Here is a 16,291-nt window from a genome sequence, read left to right on the forward strand (position 1 = left end):
TCCCACGCGGGGCGCCCTTTTTGATTTGGGTCCTGTTCACGGGCCTGTGCACATGCGATGCCTAGGGGGAATTGACCAAAGGCCCGCCATGTCCCGCACCCGCCACGCCAGCCTGTTTGCCCATTACCTGCGCCAGATCGTTTACGGCGCGAATGACGGGGTGGTGACGACATTCGCCATTGTCGCGGGGTTTGCGGGGGCGCAGGCAGGCGATGTTGCGGGGATCGGCGGGATTGCGGTTCTGGTGTTCGGGTTTGCGAACCTGTTTGCCGATGGGGTCGCCATGGGATTGGGCGAGTTCCTGTCGGGACGTTCGGCCCAACTGGTCTATCGCAAGCACCGCCGCACCATGACCGACCTGACCCACGCCAATCCCGCCGAGGTTGAGGCGCGTCTGGCCGATAGCCTGATGTCGCACGGGTTGGACGATGCACATGCGCGCGATGCGGCGCGGGCCTTGGGCCAATCGGGAGAGGTCACCGCGCATCTGCTGGCCCAGCTCGACCCCGCCTCGCCCGATCCGGTGCGTGGCAACCCGATCCACACCGGATTGGCCACATTTCTGGCGTTCATCACCTTTGGCTTTGTGCCGATCGTGCCCTATCTGGCATGGCCTGCGGGCAATGACACGGCGACCCTATCGGCGTTGTTTAGCCTTGGCGCGCTGGTCCTGTTGGGTCTGGTGCGCAGCCGCGCCACCGGCGAGGCCTTTCTGCGCGCCACCGCCGAGACCGTCCTGATCGGCAGCATCTGCGGCGCGGTGGCCTTTGGCATCGGCCACCTCGTCGCGCTTTAGGGTTATCCGATCATATCGCGGCTTTGGTCCGTGCTCTCGTCATAGTGACGGCGCAGACGTTGCAACGCGATGCGCAGCACGATCTTGCCCGAGCGCGCAGACCAGCCCATCCGCTTTTCCGCCGTCTCCAGCCCCTCAAGGAAACAACAACACCGCAGCGCCACATCCCCCAGACCCGGACCCAGATCGCGCAGCGCGGCGGCCATCCGGTCCTTGGCATTGCGCGCCCCGTCCCCCGGACCGCCATAGGACCCGTGGCTGGGCGAACCGCCGGTCAGGAACCGATCCCAGTTCTGGGTGACACGCGGCCCCATCTGCGACAGCTCAAAATCCTCGCGCAAACGTTCACCCGCCGCCACCAGATCGGGGCTGAGGAACGGTTCGCCCGACTTGTCCTTGCGCCGCGCCAACAGGGTCAGCGGGCTTTCACCAAGGTTATAGCGCATGGCGCGCGGGCTCTCGTCCTCGTCGTCCATGACGTAACGCTCACCCCAGCTGCGGTGCTGTTCGGCGAAACTGCTGGGGGCCTCGGCGAAACCGGTGGTGCCATTGGCGGGCGTGTCTTCGGCCAGAATACGTTTCAACGCCGCGCGTCCCGCATCCGTAATCACATAGGTCGCGATCCGGCCCGAGCGCTGGCATTTGATCCAGTCCTTGACCGCAAAGGCCTGTGCGACGCCACGGGACACCACGGCGATCCGCTGGGCCTGTCCTTCGGGGCCGTCTTTCAGAACGGCCGCCTTTTCCAGATCACCGGCAAGGGCCAAATACGCCCCTTTTTCACACAGGCGACGCAGAACGCGGCGCGCCTCACGGCGCAGCTCGGCCTCATCAATCAGAATGTCTTTGGAAATGTTCGAACGAATGGGCGCTGTCATATCAATATGGTCCTTATCAATCAGCGAAACAGGAGCAGACTGTTCCAGGGCGCACAAAGCCCCGTCAGTCAGCGGATCGTCGCGACGTTGCTCGATCCGGCGAATTTGCCTTAGGACGGTCGAGGGATGGCGGTTCTCATCCCGAGCGATTGCACGGATCGACCGGTTTCCACCGGTGTGATCCAAATACCAGCGCACCGGCACAGGTACCCACGCCGGAACTCCGGCCCCCTGATTGATCGGTGTCATGGCAATCCCTGTCACTGTAACCCCCCAAGGTTGCTTCAGCGTCACCAGCCTAAAAACTTGGCCAACTGCACGCTAAGGTTGTGAATCTTACCAACTCGTTAATCAAACCGCTGTTCGATATGATTGATTTAAAAACATAAACCTTTCTGAAACCTCCGAACGGTATTCGACAGGTTTCGGCAACACGCGCAAAGGTTGTGAGAAGCTGTGATCATTGAATCGCAGGAGTTTCCAAATGACCGATCCCATTTCCACCCTGTCCGCCATGCGTCGCCCCGGCCTGTTGATCAAGGCCGCGCGGTTCGGACTGGCGGATTACCGTCGTGAACGCGATCTTAAACGGGTAATGCGCGCCGAACGCCTGCCGCGCCCGTCGGCGGCGCTGGACGCGTTGCTGGAACAGGAGAAACGGTTGGAGGAAACACGAAAAACGGGCGATGGAAGTTACTCCATCGCCCGTCATATCGAGGTTCTGATTGCTCTCATGGCCGAGAGCAGCCTGATCCCGCGGCCCTCGCGGACCGTCTAGGGTTTATTAATAGAACGCATCCTCGGTGGCCGCTTTTTTGGCGGCCACGTATGCGGCCAACGCCTCGGCAATCGCCGGATCAAGCGGCGGCGCCTGATAATCGTTGAGCAGTTTCTCGACACGCGCCGCGGCAAGCACTTGGGTATCGCGCGCGCCCTCTTCGTCCCAAGTCTCGAACGGTTTGTAGTCAAGCAGGTTCGTGCGCCAGAACGCGTCCTGATAGTTCGCCTGTGTATGCGCACAGCCCAAGAAGTGGCCACCCGGACCAACCTCACGCAGGGCGTCCATCGCTTGGGCGTTTTCGTCGTTCGCAACGCCCTTGCCCATCTTGTGCAGCGTGCCCAGTTGATCGGCGTCCATCACGAATTTCTCGAAACTCGCAACCAGACCGCCCTCCAACCACCCGCAGGAGTGCAGCATAAAGTTCACACCGCCCATATAGGCCGCGTTCAGCGTGTTCGCGGTCTCATAGGCCGCCTGCGCATCGGGCAGTTTCGAGCCACACAGACCACCACCCGACCGGAACGGCAGGCCCATACGGCGGGCCAACTGACCGGCACCGTACAGGATCTGACTTGCCTCGGGCGTACCAAAGGTGGGCGCGCCGCTGTTCATGTCGATCGAGGTCACGAAGGCACCGAAAATCACCGGCGCACCGGGGCGCACCAACTGCGAATAGGCGATGCCGGCCATGACTTCGGCCAGAACCTGGGTCAGGGTGCCGACAACGGACACGGGCGCCATGGCCCCGCCCACGATAAAGGGCGACACGATGCAGGCCTGATTGTTGGCGGCGTAAACCTCAAGCGCGCCCATCATGGTCGCGTCAAAGGTCAGGGGCGAGTTCACGTTGATCAGCGAGGTCATCACCGTGTTGTTCTGCACGAACTCTTTGCCGAACAGAATCTCGCACATCTCAACCGAATCCTGCGCGCGCGACGGGTCGGTCACACTGCCCATGAACGGTTTGTCCGACAGGGTCATGTGGGCGTGCAGCATATCAAGGTGACGCTTGTTCACCGGAATATCGGTCGGCTCACACACCGTGCCGCCCGAGTGCTGCAGCCACTTGGACATATAGCCCAGTTTCACGAACTTGCGGAAATCTTCCATCGTCGCGTAACGGCGGCCACCGGCATGATCGCGCACGAACGGCGGGCCATAGACGGGAGCCAGCACAAGGTTCTTGCCACCGATTTCGACCGAGCGTTCTGGGTTGCGGGCGTGCTGAATGAACGAGGACGGCGCGGTTTCACAGAGCTTGCGCGCCAGACCACGGGGGATATGGACGCGTTCACCGCGCACATCCGCACCCGCTTCGCGCCAACGCACGAGGGCCTCGGGGTTTTCGACAAAGGCCACGCCGATCTCTTCGAGAACGGTTTCGGCGTTCGCCTCGATGATCGACAGGGTTTCTTCGTCCAGCAGTTCGTAGAGCGGCGTCTTGCGCTCAATCACCGGTGCCGTTTCAACCGACACTGCGGTCCGTGCGGCACGGCGCGCTGCGCCCCCGCCACCACGTGCCCGACGCGACGCCCGTCCTGTTGTCTCTGTTTCGGCCATGTTTTCTATTCCCTGCACGCATGACTGTTGCGGGCACGTCCGCCCTTGATCTCTTTCTAGCCCCGTCCCTGCAAGAGATAGGCCCAAATTCCGGCGCAATGCGCACCATCCGCGACATTCACGTCTTTCGCGCGCGCGGATGCGGCAAACACTCTTGCGCTTTTACCGATCCGGCCCTATCAGCCGGTCTATGACAGCACCATCCCATGACCGACTTCTGATTATCGACTTTGGCAGCCAGGTGACGCAGCTGATCGCGCGCCGCCTGCGTGAGCTGAACGTCTATTGTGAAATCCATCCGTTTCAGAACGTCACCGACACGTTCCTGCAAGAGTTCGCCCCCAAAGCGGTGATCTTTTCGGGCGGTCCGGCCAGCGTTCTGGACGAGAATTCACCGCGCCCGCCCGCATCCGTGTTTGATCTGGGCGTGCCGATCCTTGGTATCTGCTATGGCCAACAGGTCATGATGCATATGCTGGGCGGCAAGGTGGAACGCGGCCACGGCACCGCCGAATTCGGCCGCGCCTATGTGACGCCCGCCGATGACCGGATCGAATTGCTGAACGGCTGGTTCCTTGAGGACAAGGAACAGGTCTGGATGAGCCACGGCGACCACGTGTCTGCCATCGCGCCGGGCTTTGCCGTTTATGGCACCTCGCCCAACGCCCCCTTTGCCGTCACCGCGGATCTGGACCGGAACTTCTTTGCCGTTCAATTCCACCCCGAGGTGCACCACACCCCGAACGGCAAGACCCTCTATGAGAACTTCGTCAAGATGGCCGGTTTCGCCGGTGACTGGACGATGGGCGCCTATCGTGAGGAAATGATCGCGAAAATCCGCGAACAGGTTGGCGACAAAAAGGTCATTTGTGCCCTGTCGGGCGGCGTCGATAGCTCGGTCACCGGTATCCTGCTGCATGAGGCAATCGGGGATCAACTGACCTGTGTGTTTGTTGACCACGGTCTGCTGCGTCTGAACGAGGCCGAACAGGTGGTTCAGATGTTCCGCGAGAACTATAATCTGAACCTGATCCACGCCGATGAGAGCGACCTGTTCCTTGGCGCGCTGGAAGGTGTCAGCGACCCCGAGGTGAAACGCAAAACCATCGGCAAGCTGTTCATCGACGTGTTCCAGAAATACGCCGATCAGATTGAGGGCGCAGAATTCCTTGCCCAAGGGACGCTGTATCCCGACGTTATCGAATCCGTCTCGTTCAGTGGCGGCCCCTCGGTCACGATCAAATCGCACCACAATGTGGGTGGTCTGCCGGAGAAGATGGGCCTGAAACTGGTCGAGCCGCTGCGCGAGTTGTTCAAGGACGAGGTGCGCGCGCTGGGTCACGAACTGGGCCTGCCTGCCTCGTTCATCGGGCGCCACCCCTTCCCCGGACCGGGTCTGGCGATCCGTTGCCCCGGCGAGATCACCCGCGACAAGCTGGACATCCTGCGTCAGGCCGATGCGGTCTATATCGACCAGATCCGCAAGCACGGTCTCTATGACGAGATCTGGCAGGCGTTTGTGGCGATCCTACCGGTGCGCACCGTGGGTGTGATGGGCGATGGCCGGACCTATGACTATGCCTGTGCCCTGCGCGCCGTAACCTCGGTCGACGGGATGACGGCGGATTACTATCCGTTCAGCCACGAGTTCCTCGGCGAAACCGCCACGCGGATCATCAACGAGGTCAAGGGCATCAACCGCGTGACCTACGACGTGACCTCGAAACCGCCGGGAACGATTGAGTGGGAATGATCCCCGCACGCGCCATTGTGGCCGCGCGCCAGAACCGGCACTGAAAATCATTGGCCGCCCGACCAACCGGTTCGGGCGGCTTTGTTCATTGATCAAAGTGCCGCGACTCGCCAGCCTCACCTCATCGTGAATTTGCCTGCTGCGCTTGCATTGCCCCCTCAATTTCGATGAATTTTCGATCACCTCGAAATGCACCACTTGGTGCGACGCCGAAAGGTCGCAAATTGGGACGTAAAGACGACAAATCCGTCCCATTTCTTCCGATATGAGTTGCCAATCCGACAGTCGACCAGCAATATGCCCATACTTTCGACGGGCATATTATCGAAAGTATGTATGGGGAAAAAATGACTATTCGCATGTTCCGGTGCACGGAGTGCGGGCATAAAATGCGTCTGTCGGGCACAGACTGCGGCTATTGCCACACGACCAAAGCACCGTCACAACGGCCTGAGTGCGTCGTTATGGCAGTTATTGGTATTTTCGCGATATTCGTCGCGGTTGGGCTTGCTGTTTTGTAAATAGTCTGCCCTTCTCTGACGACCTGTACCACCACTCGGGTCGTCAGACTGGGATCTTTCTAATGCCGCTTACTCCGACCTTGGCCGCAGCCGTCTGGATGACGGGTGCGATTGCGTCGTTCACCTCTATGGCCATTGCGGGCCGCGCCGTGTCCGGTGATCTCGATACATTCGAGATCATGCTGTTCCGCAGCCTCGTCGGCATCTTCATCGTGACCTCTGTTGCCCTCGCCACTCGCCAGACCGCGAACATCCGCCGGACGCGCCTTGGCCTCCATGCCCTGCGCAACCTTTTACACTTTGCCGGACAGAACCTGTGGTTTTTCGCGATCACCATGATCCCTTTGGCGCAGGTGTTTTCGATCGAGTTCTCGGCCCCCCTATGGGTCACCTTGATGGCGCCCCTGTTTCTGGGCGAACGCATCACCCTGCCCCGCGCCGCGGCGGCCATTCTGGGGTTCACTGGCATCCTGATTGTCGCGCGCCCCGACTTTGGCCACCTCGATCCTGGGATCATCGCAATTGCCATTGCGGCGATCTGTTTCGCGGGCACCGCGATCTGTACCAAGCGCCTGACACAGACGGAACCGATCCTGTCGATCCTGTTCTGGCTGACCGTGATGCAAGCCATATTCGGGATCACGATGGCGGGATGGGATGGTGACATCGCCCTGCCCGATCTACGCACCGCGCCGTGGCTGGTGTTGATCGGCTGCGCGGGATTGTTCGCACATTTTTGTCTGACACAGGCGCTGCGCTGTGCACCTGCCGTGATTGTAATGCCGATGGACTTCGTTCGCCTGCCGGTTGCAGCTATCGTCGGCGCCCTTTTCTATAACGAAGGTCTGGACGGCATCGTCTTTTTGGGGGCGGGCCTGATCATTATTGGGAATTTTCTCAACCTGCGGGCCGAAACAAAACGTGACAGCCGTTTGAACGCTAGGTAATCTTGACCTCACAACATGTTGACGCAAAGTCAAGAATTGACGCAAATATGATGACTTCTCTAGCATTTGAGCAGAGTTGCAATACGGGGAAAAAACAATGCAACGCATTTTGGGAGGAGTGGCGCTAGGCTTGCTTAGCGCGCAATCAGTATACGCTGGCGGTGTGGAACGCAGCAGCCAGTCAACCGCGATTCTGTTCGAAGAAGGCACCTATGCCGAGTTTTCGTTCGGCTTTGTCAGCCCGAGCGTCTCGGGTGTTCAGGATGGCACGACCACGTCGACGGGGGATGTCGCACATTCGTTCACATCGCCGAGTTTGGGGTACAAAACCAAACTGTCCGATAACATCGACGTTGCACTGATCATTGATCAGCCGCTGGGCGCGGACATCACCTATGCGGGTGATCCGGCCTATCCGCTGGACGGATCATCGGCGGTGCTGGACTCGCTGGCCGTGACGGCGTTGATCAAGTACCGGTTTGACAACAACATCAGTGTCTATGGCGGCCTGCGCAACCAAGCGGGTTCGGGTGACGTAACGGTCAGCCTTGGGCCGGTAAACTATGATCTGCAAACCACCACGGAAAGCGATTTCGGCTATGTCGCCGGCATCGCGTGGGAAAAGCCCGAGATCGCGGCGCGGGTTGCGCTGACCTATAACTCGGCCATCAACCACGATTTCGTCGGGACAGAGACCCTGTTCGGGTCGACCACGTCCACCCCCTTTGAAACCGAGGTCCCGCAATCGGTGAACCTTGAGTTCCAGACAGGTATTGCTGCGGACACGTTGCTGTTTGGCTCGGTGCGCTGGGTCGATTGGACGGAATTCGACGTGGCCCCGGCCCAGTTCGTGGGCCTGCTAGGCTCGCCTCTGGTGTCCTATGACGAGGACGTGTTCACCTATAACATCGGTATCGGTCGCCGGTTCAACGAGAACTGGTCGGGCGCGATTTCGCTGGGCTATGAGGAATCCCAAGGCGGGTTCACCTCGAACCTTGGCCCGACGGACGGTTTCACCAGCCTCAGCGTCGGCGCGACCTACACCACCGGCAATATCGAGATCACCGGCGGCGCGCGCTATATCTGGATCGGCGATGCGACCACGCAGAACCCTCTGGCCACCGGCACGCCGCTGGGCCAGTTCGAGGACAACTCGGGCCTCGCCGTTGGGTTTAAGGTCGCCTATACCTTCTGATCCGCGCCACTTGCGTTGATCCTGAACACTCCGGCCCCTGTGGTTCGGGGTGTTTTTTGGTCTTACCTTTGGAATTGACCGGCCCGAACCGGATGGCTAGGACAGTCCCATTATCGGGGAGAGCACATGTTTTATTCGTCGTCCGCCGCGTGGCAACAGGCCAGTGAAAAGCGCGTCCTTTTGTTCGGGATGTCGGGTCTGGGCAAAACCTATTTGTCAAACATGCTGCGCGATGCGGGCGGCTGGTTCCACTATTCCGTCGATTACCGGATCGGCACGCGGTACATGGGCGAATACATCGCCGATAACTTTAAGCGTGAGGCGATGCGCGTCCCCCTCCTGCGGGAATTGCTGTTGTCTGACAGCGTTATGATCGCGTCCAACATCACGTTTGAAAACCTTGCGCCGCTGTCGACCTATCTGGGCAAGCCGGGCAATCCCGATAAGGGCGGCCTGCCGATTGACGAATACCGCGCCCGTCAGGAACAGCACCGCGTCTCCGAAATCGCGGCCCTGATGGACACGCCTCATTTCGTGAACCGCGCCAAGGACCTCTATGGCTATGACAATTTCATTTGTGATAGCGGCGGCTCGATCTGTGAGGTGGTTGACCCGAACGATCCCAACGATCCGGTTCTCAGCACCCTGTCCAAGAACCTGTTGATGGTCTGGATCGAGGGCACCGAGGATCATACCGAGGAGTTGATCCGCCGGTTTGATCGCGCGCCCAAACCGATGTATTACCAACCCGCCTTTCTGAATGCGGCGTGGGACGATTATCTGGCCCAGACCGGCGCGACGCCTGAACAGGTGAACCCCGACGCCTTTGTGCGCTGGACCTATGCACGCGCTCTGGCCCACCGTCAGCCGCGCTATGCCGATATGGCGAAAAACTGGGGCATCAAGATCTCGGCCGACGATGTCGCGCGGGTCAAATCCCCTGAAGATTTCGAGAGCCTTCTGGCCCAGACCCTTGAGGCCCACGGAAAATAGCCCTATCTCACCCGTCTGACATAGAAACGGACCAGACCAATGCCGATTAAACTGCCCAGTGACCTGCCTGCCTTTGACGTGCTCTCGCGCGAAGGCGTGATGGTGATGGGCGCACAAACGGCAGACCGTCAGGACATCCGCCCCCTGCGGATCGGGTTGCTGAACCTGATGCCCAAGAAAATCCAGACCGAGACGCAATTCGCCCGCCTGATCGGGGCCACCCCGATCCAGATCGAATTCTCGCTGATCCGGATGTCCGAGCACGAAACCAAGAACACCGCCCCCGCCCATATGGAGGCGTTCTATCGCCCCTTTGATGAGGTGCGCGCCACGGGTGAGAAATTCGACGGGCTGATCATCACCGGCGCGCCGATTGAGCATCTGCCGTTTAACGACGTGACCTATTGGGACGAGCTGTGCCAGATCTTTGACTGGACCCAGACCCATGTGCATTCCACCTTTGGCGTGTGCTGGGGCGGGATGGCGATGATCAACTATTTCCACGGCATCAAAAAGCACGTGATCGACCATAAACTGTTCGGCTGCTTCCCGCATCGTGCGGTCACACCCGCCTCGCCCTATTTGCGCGGGTTCTCTGATCAATGCCTGATCCCCGTCAGCCGCTGGACCGAAATCCATCAGGATGAGGTCGACGCGACCGAAGGCCTAACCACCCTGTTGGCCAGTGATGAGCTTGGCCCCTGTCTGGTTCAGGACACCTGCCACCGTGCGCTCTATATCTTCAACCACTTTGAATATGACAGCGACACGTTGAAACAGGAATACGATCGCGATGTCGCCGCTGGCACACCGATCAACGTGCCCTACAACTATTATCCCGACGACGATCCGTCCCAGCCGCCGATGAACCGCTGGAGATCGCACGCGCACCTTCTATATGGCAACTGGATCAACGAAATTTATCAGACCACGCCATATGACCTTGCCAAGATCGGAACCGAAGACGCCTGAGACCCGCTATCCCCCGACCGGTCCGATCCTGCATGTGGACGGGTTTGCGGTGCATGCCCATGTGGCAGGTGACGGTCCCGACCTGATCCTGATCCACGGGGCAAGCGGCAACACGCGCGATTTCACCTTTGACCTGATCGACCGGCTGACCGGTGATTTCCGCGTCATCGCCTTTGACCGCCCCGGTCTGGGGCACAGCGACCCGTTGCACACGCGCGGAGAAACCCCGTTTGAACAGGCCGCGATCTTGGATCAGGCGGCCGAGATGCTGGGTGTTGAGCGCGCGGTGGTGCTTGGCCATTCCTATGGCGGCGCGGTGGCGATGGCATGGGCGTTGAACCACCCCGAACGGGTCGGCGCGGTCGTGTCGCTGGCCGGTGCGGTTGCCCCGTGGCCCGGTGGTCTGGGTCCGTGGTACAGCATTGCGTCCAGCCGGATTGGCGGCGCGGTCCTACCCCCTCTGATCTCTCGGTTTTTGCCAGAGTCTATTAAGATCAACGCGGTAACGTCCATCTTTGAACCAAATGATGTGCCCGATGGGTACGCGGATCATGTTGGCGTGGACCTGACCCTGCGCCCCCATACGATCCGCGCCAATGCGCGTCAGGTGAACGGGTTGAAACCGCACGTCATCGACATGAAGCCGCGCTATCAATCCATTGATATCCCGATTGAAATCTTGCACGGGGATGCGGATACGATTGTGCCCGCACATATCCATTCCGAGGTGCTGGAACGCCTTGCGCCGAACGCGTGCCTGACCATGTTGCCGGATGTGGGCCACATGCCCCACCACGTCGCGCCACAGGCTACGGTGGACGCAATTTTGCGCGCCGCGACACGCGCGGGTTTGCGCCCCGCCGATCCCGCGTCATAATGGCCCAAAAACAGGAGCATATGATGTCGCTGCCGTTCGATGGGGCCATTTCCAAATTCCACACTGACGCCGCGCCCCAAGACGTGCGCGACGCCATTGCCGAGGACCCCAAGGGGCCGATCTTGACCGATTACCCTTATGACGACCGGATGAAGCGCGGGGAGTATGAGGATCAACTGGCCGCGCTGCAGATCGAACTGGTCAAGCTACAGGCCCATGTCAAAGAGGCCGGATCGCGGATCGCCGTGGTGTTTGAGGGTCGTGACGCCGCCGGAAAAGGTGGAACTATCAAGCGGTTCCGCGAAAATCTTAATCCACGCGTCGCGCGTGTGGTGGCCCTGTCTAAACCGTCGGACAAAGAGGCCAGCCAGTGGTATTTCCAACGCTATATCGCGCATCTGCCTGCGGGCGGCGAAATCGCCCTGTTCGACCGCAGCTGGTACAATCGCGGCGTGGTGGAACATGTGTTCGGCTTTTGCACGCCGGAACAACGCACGCATTTCTTTACGCAAGTCCCTGAATTCGAACAAATGATTGTGGATGAGGGCATCACGCTGGTCAAACTGTGGCTGAACGTCGGGCGCGCGGAACAGTTACGCCGGTTTTTGGCGCGGGAAAGCGATCCGCTCAAACAATGGAAGCTGAGTTGGATCGATGTTGAGGGCCTGAACCGTTGGGACGCCTACACCTCCGCGATTGATGAGACCCTGACCAAATCCCACAACGGTTTTGCGCCGTGGACCGTGCTGCGCTCGGACGATAAACGCCGCGCCCGTCTGGCCGCGATCCGCGCGGTTCTGGCGCAGGTGGATTACGCCGGCAAGGACCACGCGGTCGTCGCCGCGCCTGACCCCGCGATTTGCGGCGGGCCGGAGATCTGGAATGCCTAAACGCGGCTATCACCACGGCAACCTGAAACAAGCCTTGGTCGATGCCGCCCTTGGCCTGATTGAGGAGAAAGGCCCGACCGGCTTTACCCTCAGCGAGGCGGCGAAAAAGGCGGGCGTCACCCCCGCCGCCGTTTACCGCCACTTTCAGGGCCGTGAGGATCTGTTGATCGAGGTCGCCCGCCAGGGGTATGAGATTTTCGGCGACCTGATGGAATACGCCTATGAGAGCGGTCAGCCCTCGGCCTCGGCCAGTTTTAGCGCCACGGGCCGCGCCTATCTGGCCTTTGCGCGCAAACATCCGGGCCACTATATGGCGATGTTCGAAAGCGGGCTGTCCCTGAATTCCAACGCCGAACTGGCGCGCGTCGCCACCCGTGCCAGTGGCATTTTGGAACGCGCGGCGCAGGATCTGTTGCAACGCCTGCCCGCAGACCGCCGCCCACCGGCGGCAATGTTTTCCGCCCATATCTGGGCGATGAGCCACGGGGTGGTTGAACTCTACGCCCGCGGCAATCCGGGCGCGCGGACCCAGTTTTCGCCTGAGGACCTGCTCGAAAGCGGGATCGGCATTTACCTGCGCGGTCTTGGCCTGCTGCCGCTGGACGCCTAACGAAACAGCACAAGCGCGCCCGGATCCCACGACAAACGTGCGGGCGCGCCGATCTCCAGAACCGGACGGCCAAACAGGTTGCGCATCGACACGCGCACCACCTGATCCCCATCGGGCAACCGGATGTCGTAGTATGTCATATCGCCGTAATAAACGACCTCTTCGACCGTGCCGATGACCTGTCGGCCTGTGGCGGTTTGCCCGTCAAACAACAGGGTCAGGGTTTCGGGACGCAGACCCACCGCCGTTCCGTCCGGCCCCGCCGTGGCCGTGGGACAGGCGCCAAGGTCAAATTCGGTCCGGCCAAGCCCCGAGATGTCCAGCGTCGCGCGATCCCCGTCCTCGGACAAAATGCGCGTGGGCAGGAAATTCATCATGCCGATGAAGTCCGCAACACGGTGGGTTTTGGGACGCCGATACAGGGTTTCGGGATCGTCCAACTGGGCAATCTGACCGTCAAACATCACCGCAATGCGGTCGGACATGACCAAGGCCTCTTCTTGGTCGTGGGTCACAAGGATAAAGGTGATCCCGACCAGACGCTGCAGCCGGATCAGTTCGACCTGCATCTGTTCGCGCAGCTTTTTGTCCAGCGCCGACAGGGGTTCGTCCAGCAACAGGACCTTGGGCTTTAGGATCAGGGCGCGGGCAAGCGCGACGCGCTGACGCTGACCACCAGACAGGGCATGGGCCGAGCGTTTGCCATAGCCCGACAGGCCGACCATCTCTAGCGCCTCATCCACGCGCGCGGCCAACGTCGCCTTGTCCAGGCCCGCGCGTCGCAGGCCGAACCCGACGTTTTGCGCGACGCTGAGGTGCGGGAAGATCGCATAGGATTGAAACACCATATTCGTGGGCCGCTGGTTCGCGGGCACCCGCGCCATGTCTTGTCCGCCGATCAGGACCGTGCCCGACGACAGGTCCTCAAACCCCGCGATGGTGCGCAGCAAAGTCGTTTTGCCACATCCGGACGGCCCCAGCAGGGAAAAGAATTCCCCCTGCCCGATGGTCGCCGTAATCCCGCGCAGCGCGTGATAATCACCATAGAATTTCTGCACATCGCGCAGGTCGATAATCGGTTGGGTCACAAAAAGCCCCCTGTGTCGGATTTGCCCGCCCGCGCAACACCGCGGCGGCGAAAGAATTCGGCGCAGGTCAAAAGAATGATCGACAGCGCCACAAGCAACGTCCCAAGCGCCAGAACCACCGGCAGTTTCTGCGGAAAGCGCAGTTGCGCCCACAGGTACACCGGCAGGGTCGGTTCATTGCCCGTCAGGAAAAACGCGATGATGAATTCATCAAGCGAAATGGTGAACGAGATCAGCATCGACGAAATGATCCCCGGCATGACCAGCGGCAGGGTGATCAAACGAAAGCTGCTGAACGGGGTTTCGCCAAGGTCGATCGCCGCCTCTTCGAGGGATCGATCAAGGTTCTGAAAGGCCGAGTTCAGGATCGCGATGGAGAACGGCGTACAGATCAGAACATGCCCGAGAATAACCGACCAAGACCCAAGGCTGAACCCAAGCTGCAACAGCACCACCAATAGGGACACCGCCACGATGATCTCGGGCAGGACGAGGGGTAGCATGACCATGCCCATGATCCCGCGCTGCCCCGGAAAGCGATAGCGGTTGTTCGCCCGCGCCGCGCAAATACCCAAGAGCGTCGCAAAGACGGCGGTGGTGATGGCGATGAACAGGCTGTTCAACACGGCCGCATGCATCGCCTCGATCTTGGTCAGTTCCACGAACCAGTTGGTCGTGAACCCCGTCAGGGGAAAGGCGATGATCGTTGAATCGTTAAACGCAAACAGCGGCAGCAGAATGATCGGCGCATAGAGAAACACCAAATACAGAACCGCATAAACGCGCAGCCAGATGCCCTTCATTTCGGCCCCCGCAAAAACCGCCGGTTCAACCCGACAAAGGCCAAGGCGATGACAGTGACGCTGGCCATGGCGATGATGGCCAAGGTCGCCCCCATCGGCGCGTTGTTGAGTTTCAGGAACTGGGTCTGGATCATATTGGCGATCATCAACCCATCGGGCCCACCGACCAAACGCGGCGTGACGTAATCCCCGATCGTCGGGATGAACACGATCAGAACCGCCGCCACGACCCCCGGCATCGCCAACGGGAGCGTCACCCGCAGAAACGTCGTCACACGGTTCTCGCCCAGATCAAGGCTGGCCTCAATCAATGACCGGTCGATCTTTTCCAGCGCGACAAAGATCGGCAGGATCGCAAACGGCGCGAACGCATGGGCCAATGTGATCACCACCGCATTCGCGTTGTACAGGATAAAGGTCAGAGGTTCCTCAATGATCCCAACACCTTGGAGCGATGTGTTAATCACCCCGTTATAGCCCAAAATCACCTTCCACAGGAACACGCGGATCAGATAGGAGGTCCAGAAGGGAATGGTAATCAGGAAAATCCACAGCGATTTACGCTCGGGCGCGACGTAGAAGGACACGAAATAGGCAATCGGAAAGGCCAAGACGACCGTCACCAATGTGACCGAGCCCGAAATCAGGATTGAGCGGCGCAGCAACTCACCATAGAGCGGTTCGGTAAACGCCTCGGTATAGTTCTTGAGCGTCCACGTCCGGTCGATGGTCAGGTAGTCTTGGGTCCAAAAGCTGAACGCGAAAATCACGCACAAGGGCACGGCCAGCAACAGGATCGCGTACAATGCGGCGGGGCTGACCAAGGCAAGGCCATTGGCCCCCTCGGATCGCATCATGCGCCGCCACCTTGATCCCAGACTCATTCCGCGCCCCAGTTCGATCTGCCTTTACGGATCATGGAAACAAAATCTGCCATGCTCAAGAGGTCAGTTGCACAACACCACATAGGCAAGGCATCATTTAGTCGAAGAACGCCTCGCAACATGTTGCGAATATGAAATATTACGACTTTCGGCCTCACGATTGACGCGCCCAATTTTTAGGCGCGCAGCGGGTGTTACACCCGCACAACGACCGTACCAGCCACATAATCATGCAACGCACGGCGGCGCGGCGTGACCAGTGCGATCAGGAACCCGACCAACATGGTCAACACCCCCAACAACCGCCCGACATAGCGCAGGCTGGCCCGACCGAACCCGATCTTGCCCCCATTCACGCCCGTGACCTTGAGGCCCATCATCCGCTTGCCAAACGTGCCCTGACGCGCCGACGCATCCCCGAACGCGAAATAGAGCCACGCCACCAAAATCCCGCACAGATAGCTGGTGATGATGACCAGCAAGGCCGCGCCATCAAAACCACCGCTTTCCTGAAAACTGCGGCGGATGAAAAGGAGAACCACAATCATCACCAAGACATTGATGATAAACACCAGCACCCCATCGATGAGAAACGCCACCAAGCGCCGCCCGAAACCGCCCGGTTTCGCGGCACCCTCTACACCCTGCTCCATGATCATCCTGTCCATCTGATCCATTGTCGTCGCGCGCACCCTACATCCGGCGCGGGCGGCAACAATGGGACGGGCGATCACCCTGTTTCA

At 60.0% G+C, this 16,291-nt stretch carries 16 protein-coding genes; 10 read left to right on the forward strand and 6 right to left on the reverse strand.

Annotation, left to right across the window (positions count from 1 at the left end):
- Positions 1-88 precede the first annotated feature (88 nt).
- Positions 89-796: a VIT1/CCC1 transporter family protein gene (locus R1W00_RS08270; RefSeq protein WP_317262251.1), complete on the forward strand. Its 708-nt coding sequence runs from the start codon at positions 89-91 to the stop codon at positions 794-796.
- A 2-nt stretch (positions 797-798) separates the two neighbouring features.
- Here the strand turns inward: R1W00_RS08270 and R1W00_RS08275 are convergent, their stop codons facing one another.
- Complete coding sequence (locus R1W00_RS08275; protein ID WP_410901533.1) at positions 799-1,674, reverse strand: DUF6456 domain-containing protein; 876 nt, start codon at positions 1,672-1,674, stop codon at positions 799-801.
- Between the two features lie 484 nt (positions 1,675-2,158).
- Here R1W00_RS08275 and R1W00_RS08280 point away from each other — a divergent pair, with 484 nt between their 5' ends.
- On the forward strand, positions 2,159-2,452 hold the full coding sequence (locus R1W00_RS08280; protein ID WP_317262253.1) for a DUF6477 family protein: 294 nt from the start codon (positions 2,159-2,161) through the stop codon (positions 2,450-2,452).
- 6 nt (positions 2,453-2,458) lie between these two features.
- Here R1W00_RS08280 and R1W00_RS08285 read toward each other — a convergent pair whose 3' ends face one another.
- Positions 2,459-4,015: a trimethylamine methyltransferase family protein gene (locus tag R1W00_RS08285; protein ID WP_317262254.1), complete on the reverse strand. Its 1,557-nt coding sequence runs from the start codon at positions 4,013-4,015 to the stop codon at positions 2,459-2,461.
- Between the two features lie 190 nt (positions 4,016-4,205).
- Between R1W00_RS08285 and guaA the strand changes: the two genes are divergently transcribed.
- The 8 genes from guaA (at position 4,206) to R1W00_RS08325 (ending at position 12,773) form a co-directional block, all read left to right on the forward strand.
- Positions 4,206-5,768, forward strand: coding sequence for a glutamine-hydrolyzing GMP synthase (gene guaA, locus R1W00_RS08290; RefSeq protein ID WP_317262255.1), 1,563 nt, complete (start codon positions 4,206-4,208; stop codon positions 5,766-5,768).
- A 583-nt stretch (positions 5,769-6,351) separates the two neighbouring features.
- Positions 6,352-7,236, forward strand: a complete 885-nt coding sequence (locus tag R1W00_RS08295) for a DMT family transporter (RefSeq protein ID WP_317262256.1) — start codon at positions 6,352-6,354, stop codon at positions 7,234-7,236.
- A 97-nt stretch (positions 7,237-7,333) separates the two neighbouring features.
- Positions 7,334-8,431: an OmpP1/FadL family transporter gene (locus R1W00_RS08300; RefSeq protein WP_317262257.1), complete on the forward strand. Its 1,098-nt coding sequence runs from the start codon at positions 7,334-7,336 to the stop codon at positions 8,429-8,431.
- 126 nt (positions 8,432-8,557) lie between these two features.
- The gene (locus R1W00_RS08305; protein ID WP_317262258.1) at positions 8,558-9,424 is read left to right on the forward strand and encodes an ATPase; all 867 of its coding nucleotides are present in this window, start codon (positions 8,558-8,560) and stop codon (positions 9,422-9,424) included.
- A gap of 39 nt (positions 9,425-9,463) precedes the next feature.
- Positions 9,464-10,396 (forward strand): homoserine O-acetyltransferase/O-succinyltransferase family protein, encoded by a 933-nt coding sequence (gene metA, locus R1W00_RS08310; protein WP_317262259.1) that lies wholly within the window; start codon positions 9,464-9,466, stop codon positions 10,394-10,396.
- A complete protein-coding gene (locus R1W00_RS08315) occupies positions 10,362-11,273 on the forward strand; it encodes an alpha/beta hydrolase (RefSeq protein WP_317262260.1) in 912 nt (303 codons plus the stop codon). The genes metA and R1W00_RS08315 overlap by 35 nt, the downstream gene beginning before the upstream one ends.
- A gap of 23 nt (positions 11,274-11,296) precedes the next feature.
- A complete protein-coding gene (gene ppk2 / locus R1W00_RS08320) occupies positions 11,297-12,163 on the forward strand; it encodes a polyphosphate kinase 2 (protein WP_317262261.1) in 867 nt (288 codons plus the stop codon).
- Positions 12,156-12,773 carry a TetR/AcrR family transcriptional regulator gene (locus R1W00_RS08325; RefSeq protein WP_317262262.1) on the forward strand — a complete coding sequence of 206 codons (618 nt, stop codon included), beginning with the start codon at positions 12,156-12,158 and terminating at the stop codon, positions 12,771-12,773. Before ppk2 ends, R1W00_RS08325 begins: the two co-directional genes overlap by 8 nt.
- Here R1W00_RS08325 and R1W00_RS08330 read toward each other — a convergent pair.
- From R1W00_RS08330 to R1W00_RS08345, 4 genes are all read right to left on the reverse strand, one after another.
- Positions 12,770-13,861, reverse strand: a complete 1,092-nt coding sequence (locus R1W00_RS08330) for an ABC transporter ATP-binding protein (RefSeq protein WP_317262263.1) — start codon at positions 13,859-13,861, stop codon at positions 12,770-12,772. The genes R1W00_RS08325 and R1W00_RS08330 overlap by 4 nt on opposite strands.
- Positions 13,858-14,664, reverse strand: a complete 807-nt coding sequence (locus R1W00_RS08335) for an ABC transporter permease (RefSeq protein WP_317262264.1) — start codon at positions 14,662-14,664, stop codon at positions 13,858-13,860. Before R1W00_RS08335 ends, R1W00_RS08330 begins: the two co-directional genes overlap by 4 nt.
- The gene (locus R1W00_RS08340; protein WP_317262265.1) at positions 14,661-15,548 is read right to left on the reverse strand and encodes an ABC transporter permease; all 888 of its coding nucleotides are present in this window, start codon (positions 15,546-15,548) and stop codon (positions 14,661-14,663) included. The genes R1W00_RS08335 and R1W00_RS08340 overlap by 4 nt, the downstream gene beginning before the upstream one ends.
- A 194-nt stretch (positions 15,549-15,742) precedes the next feature.
- Entirely contained in the window at positions 15,743-16,240 is a 498-nt protein-coding gene (locus tag R1W00_RS08345) for an RDD family protein (protein ID WP_317262266.1), read from the reverse strand.
- Positions 16,241-16,291: the final 51 nt, after the last annotated feature.

It is taken from the genome of Rhodovulum sp. FJ3 (genome assembly GCF_032918305.1).
GTDB lineage: Bacteria > Pseudomonadota > Alphaproteobacteria > Rhodobacterales > Rhodobacteraceae > SAT37.

Bases quoted from the DNA above. Each gene is read 5' to 3' on its own strand.
- R1W00_RS08270 (WP_317262251.1), top strand. From the start codon at position 89: ATGTCCCGCACCCGCCACGCCAGCCTGTTTGCCCATTACCTGCGCCAG.
- R1W00_RS08275 (WP_410901533.1), bottom strand. From the start codon at position 1,674: ATGACAGCGCCCATTCGTTCGAACATTTCCAAAGACATTCTGATTGAT.
- R1W00_RS08280 (WP_317262253.1), top strand. From the start codon at position 2,159: ATGACCGATCCCATTTCCACCCTGTCCGCCATGCGTCGCCCCGGCCTG.
- R1W00_RS08285 (WP_317262254.1), bottom strand. From the start codon at position 4,015: ATGGCCGAAACAGAGACAACAGGACGGGCGTCGCGTCGGGCACGTGGT.
- guaA (WP_317262255.1), top strand. From the start codon at position 4,206: ATGACAGCACCATCCCATGACCGACTTCTGATTATCGACTTTGGCAGC.
- R1W00_RS08295 (WP_317262256.1), top strand. From the start codon at position 6,352: ATGCCGCTTACTCCGACCTTGGCCGCAGCCGTCTGGATGACGGGTGCG.
- R1W00_RS08300 (WP_317262257.1), top strand. From the start codon at position 7,334: ATGCAACGCATTTTGGGAGGAGTGGCGCTAGGCTTGCTTAGCGCGCAA.
- R1W00_RS08305 (WP_317262258.1), top strand. From the start codon at position 8,558: ATGTTTTATTCGTCGTCCGCCGCGTGGCAACAGGCCAGTGAAAAGCGC.
- metA (WP_317262259.1), top strand. From the start codon at position 9,464: ATGCCGATTAAACTGCCCAGTGACCTGCCTGCCTTTGACGTGCTCTCG.
- R1W00_RS08315 (WP_317262260.1), top strand. From the start codon at position 10,362: ATGACCTTGCCAAGATCGGAACCGAAGACGCCTGAGACCCGCTATCCC.
- ppk2 (WP_317262261.1), top strand. From the start codon at position 11,297: ATGTCGCTGCCGTTCGATGGGGCCATTTCCAAATTCCACACTGACGCC.
- R1W00_RS08325 (WP_317262262.1), top strand. From the start codon at position 12,156: ATGCCTAAACGCGGCTATCACCACGGCAACCTGAAACAAGCCTTGGTC.
- R1W00_RS08335 (WP_317262264.1), bottom strand. From the start codon at position 14,664: ATGAAGGGCATCTGGCTGCGCGTTTATGCGGTTCTGTATTTGGTGTTT.
- R1W00_RS08340 (WP_317262265.1), bottom strand. From the start codon at position 15,548: ATGAGTCTGGGATCAAGGTGGCGGCGCATGATGCGATCCGAGGGGGCC.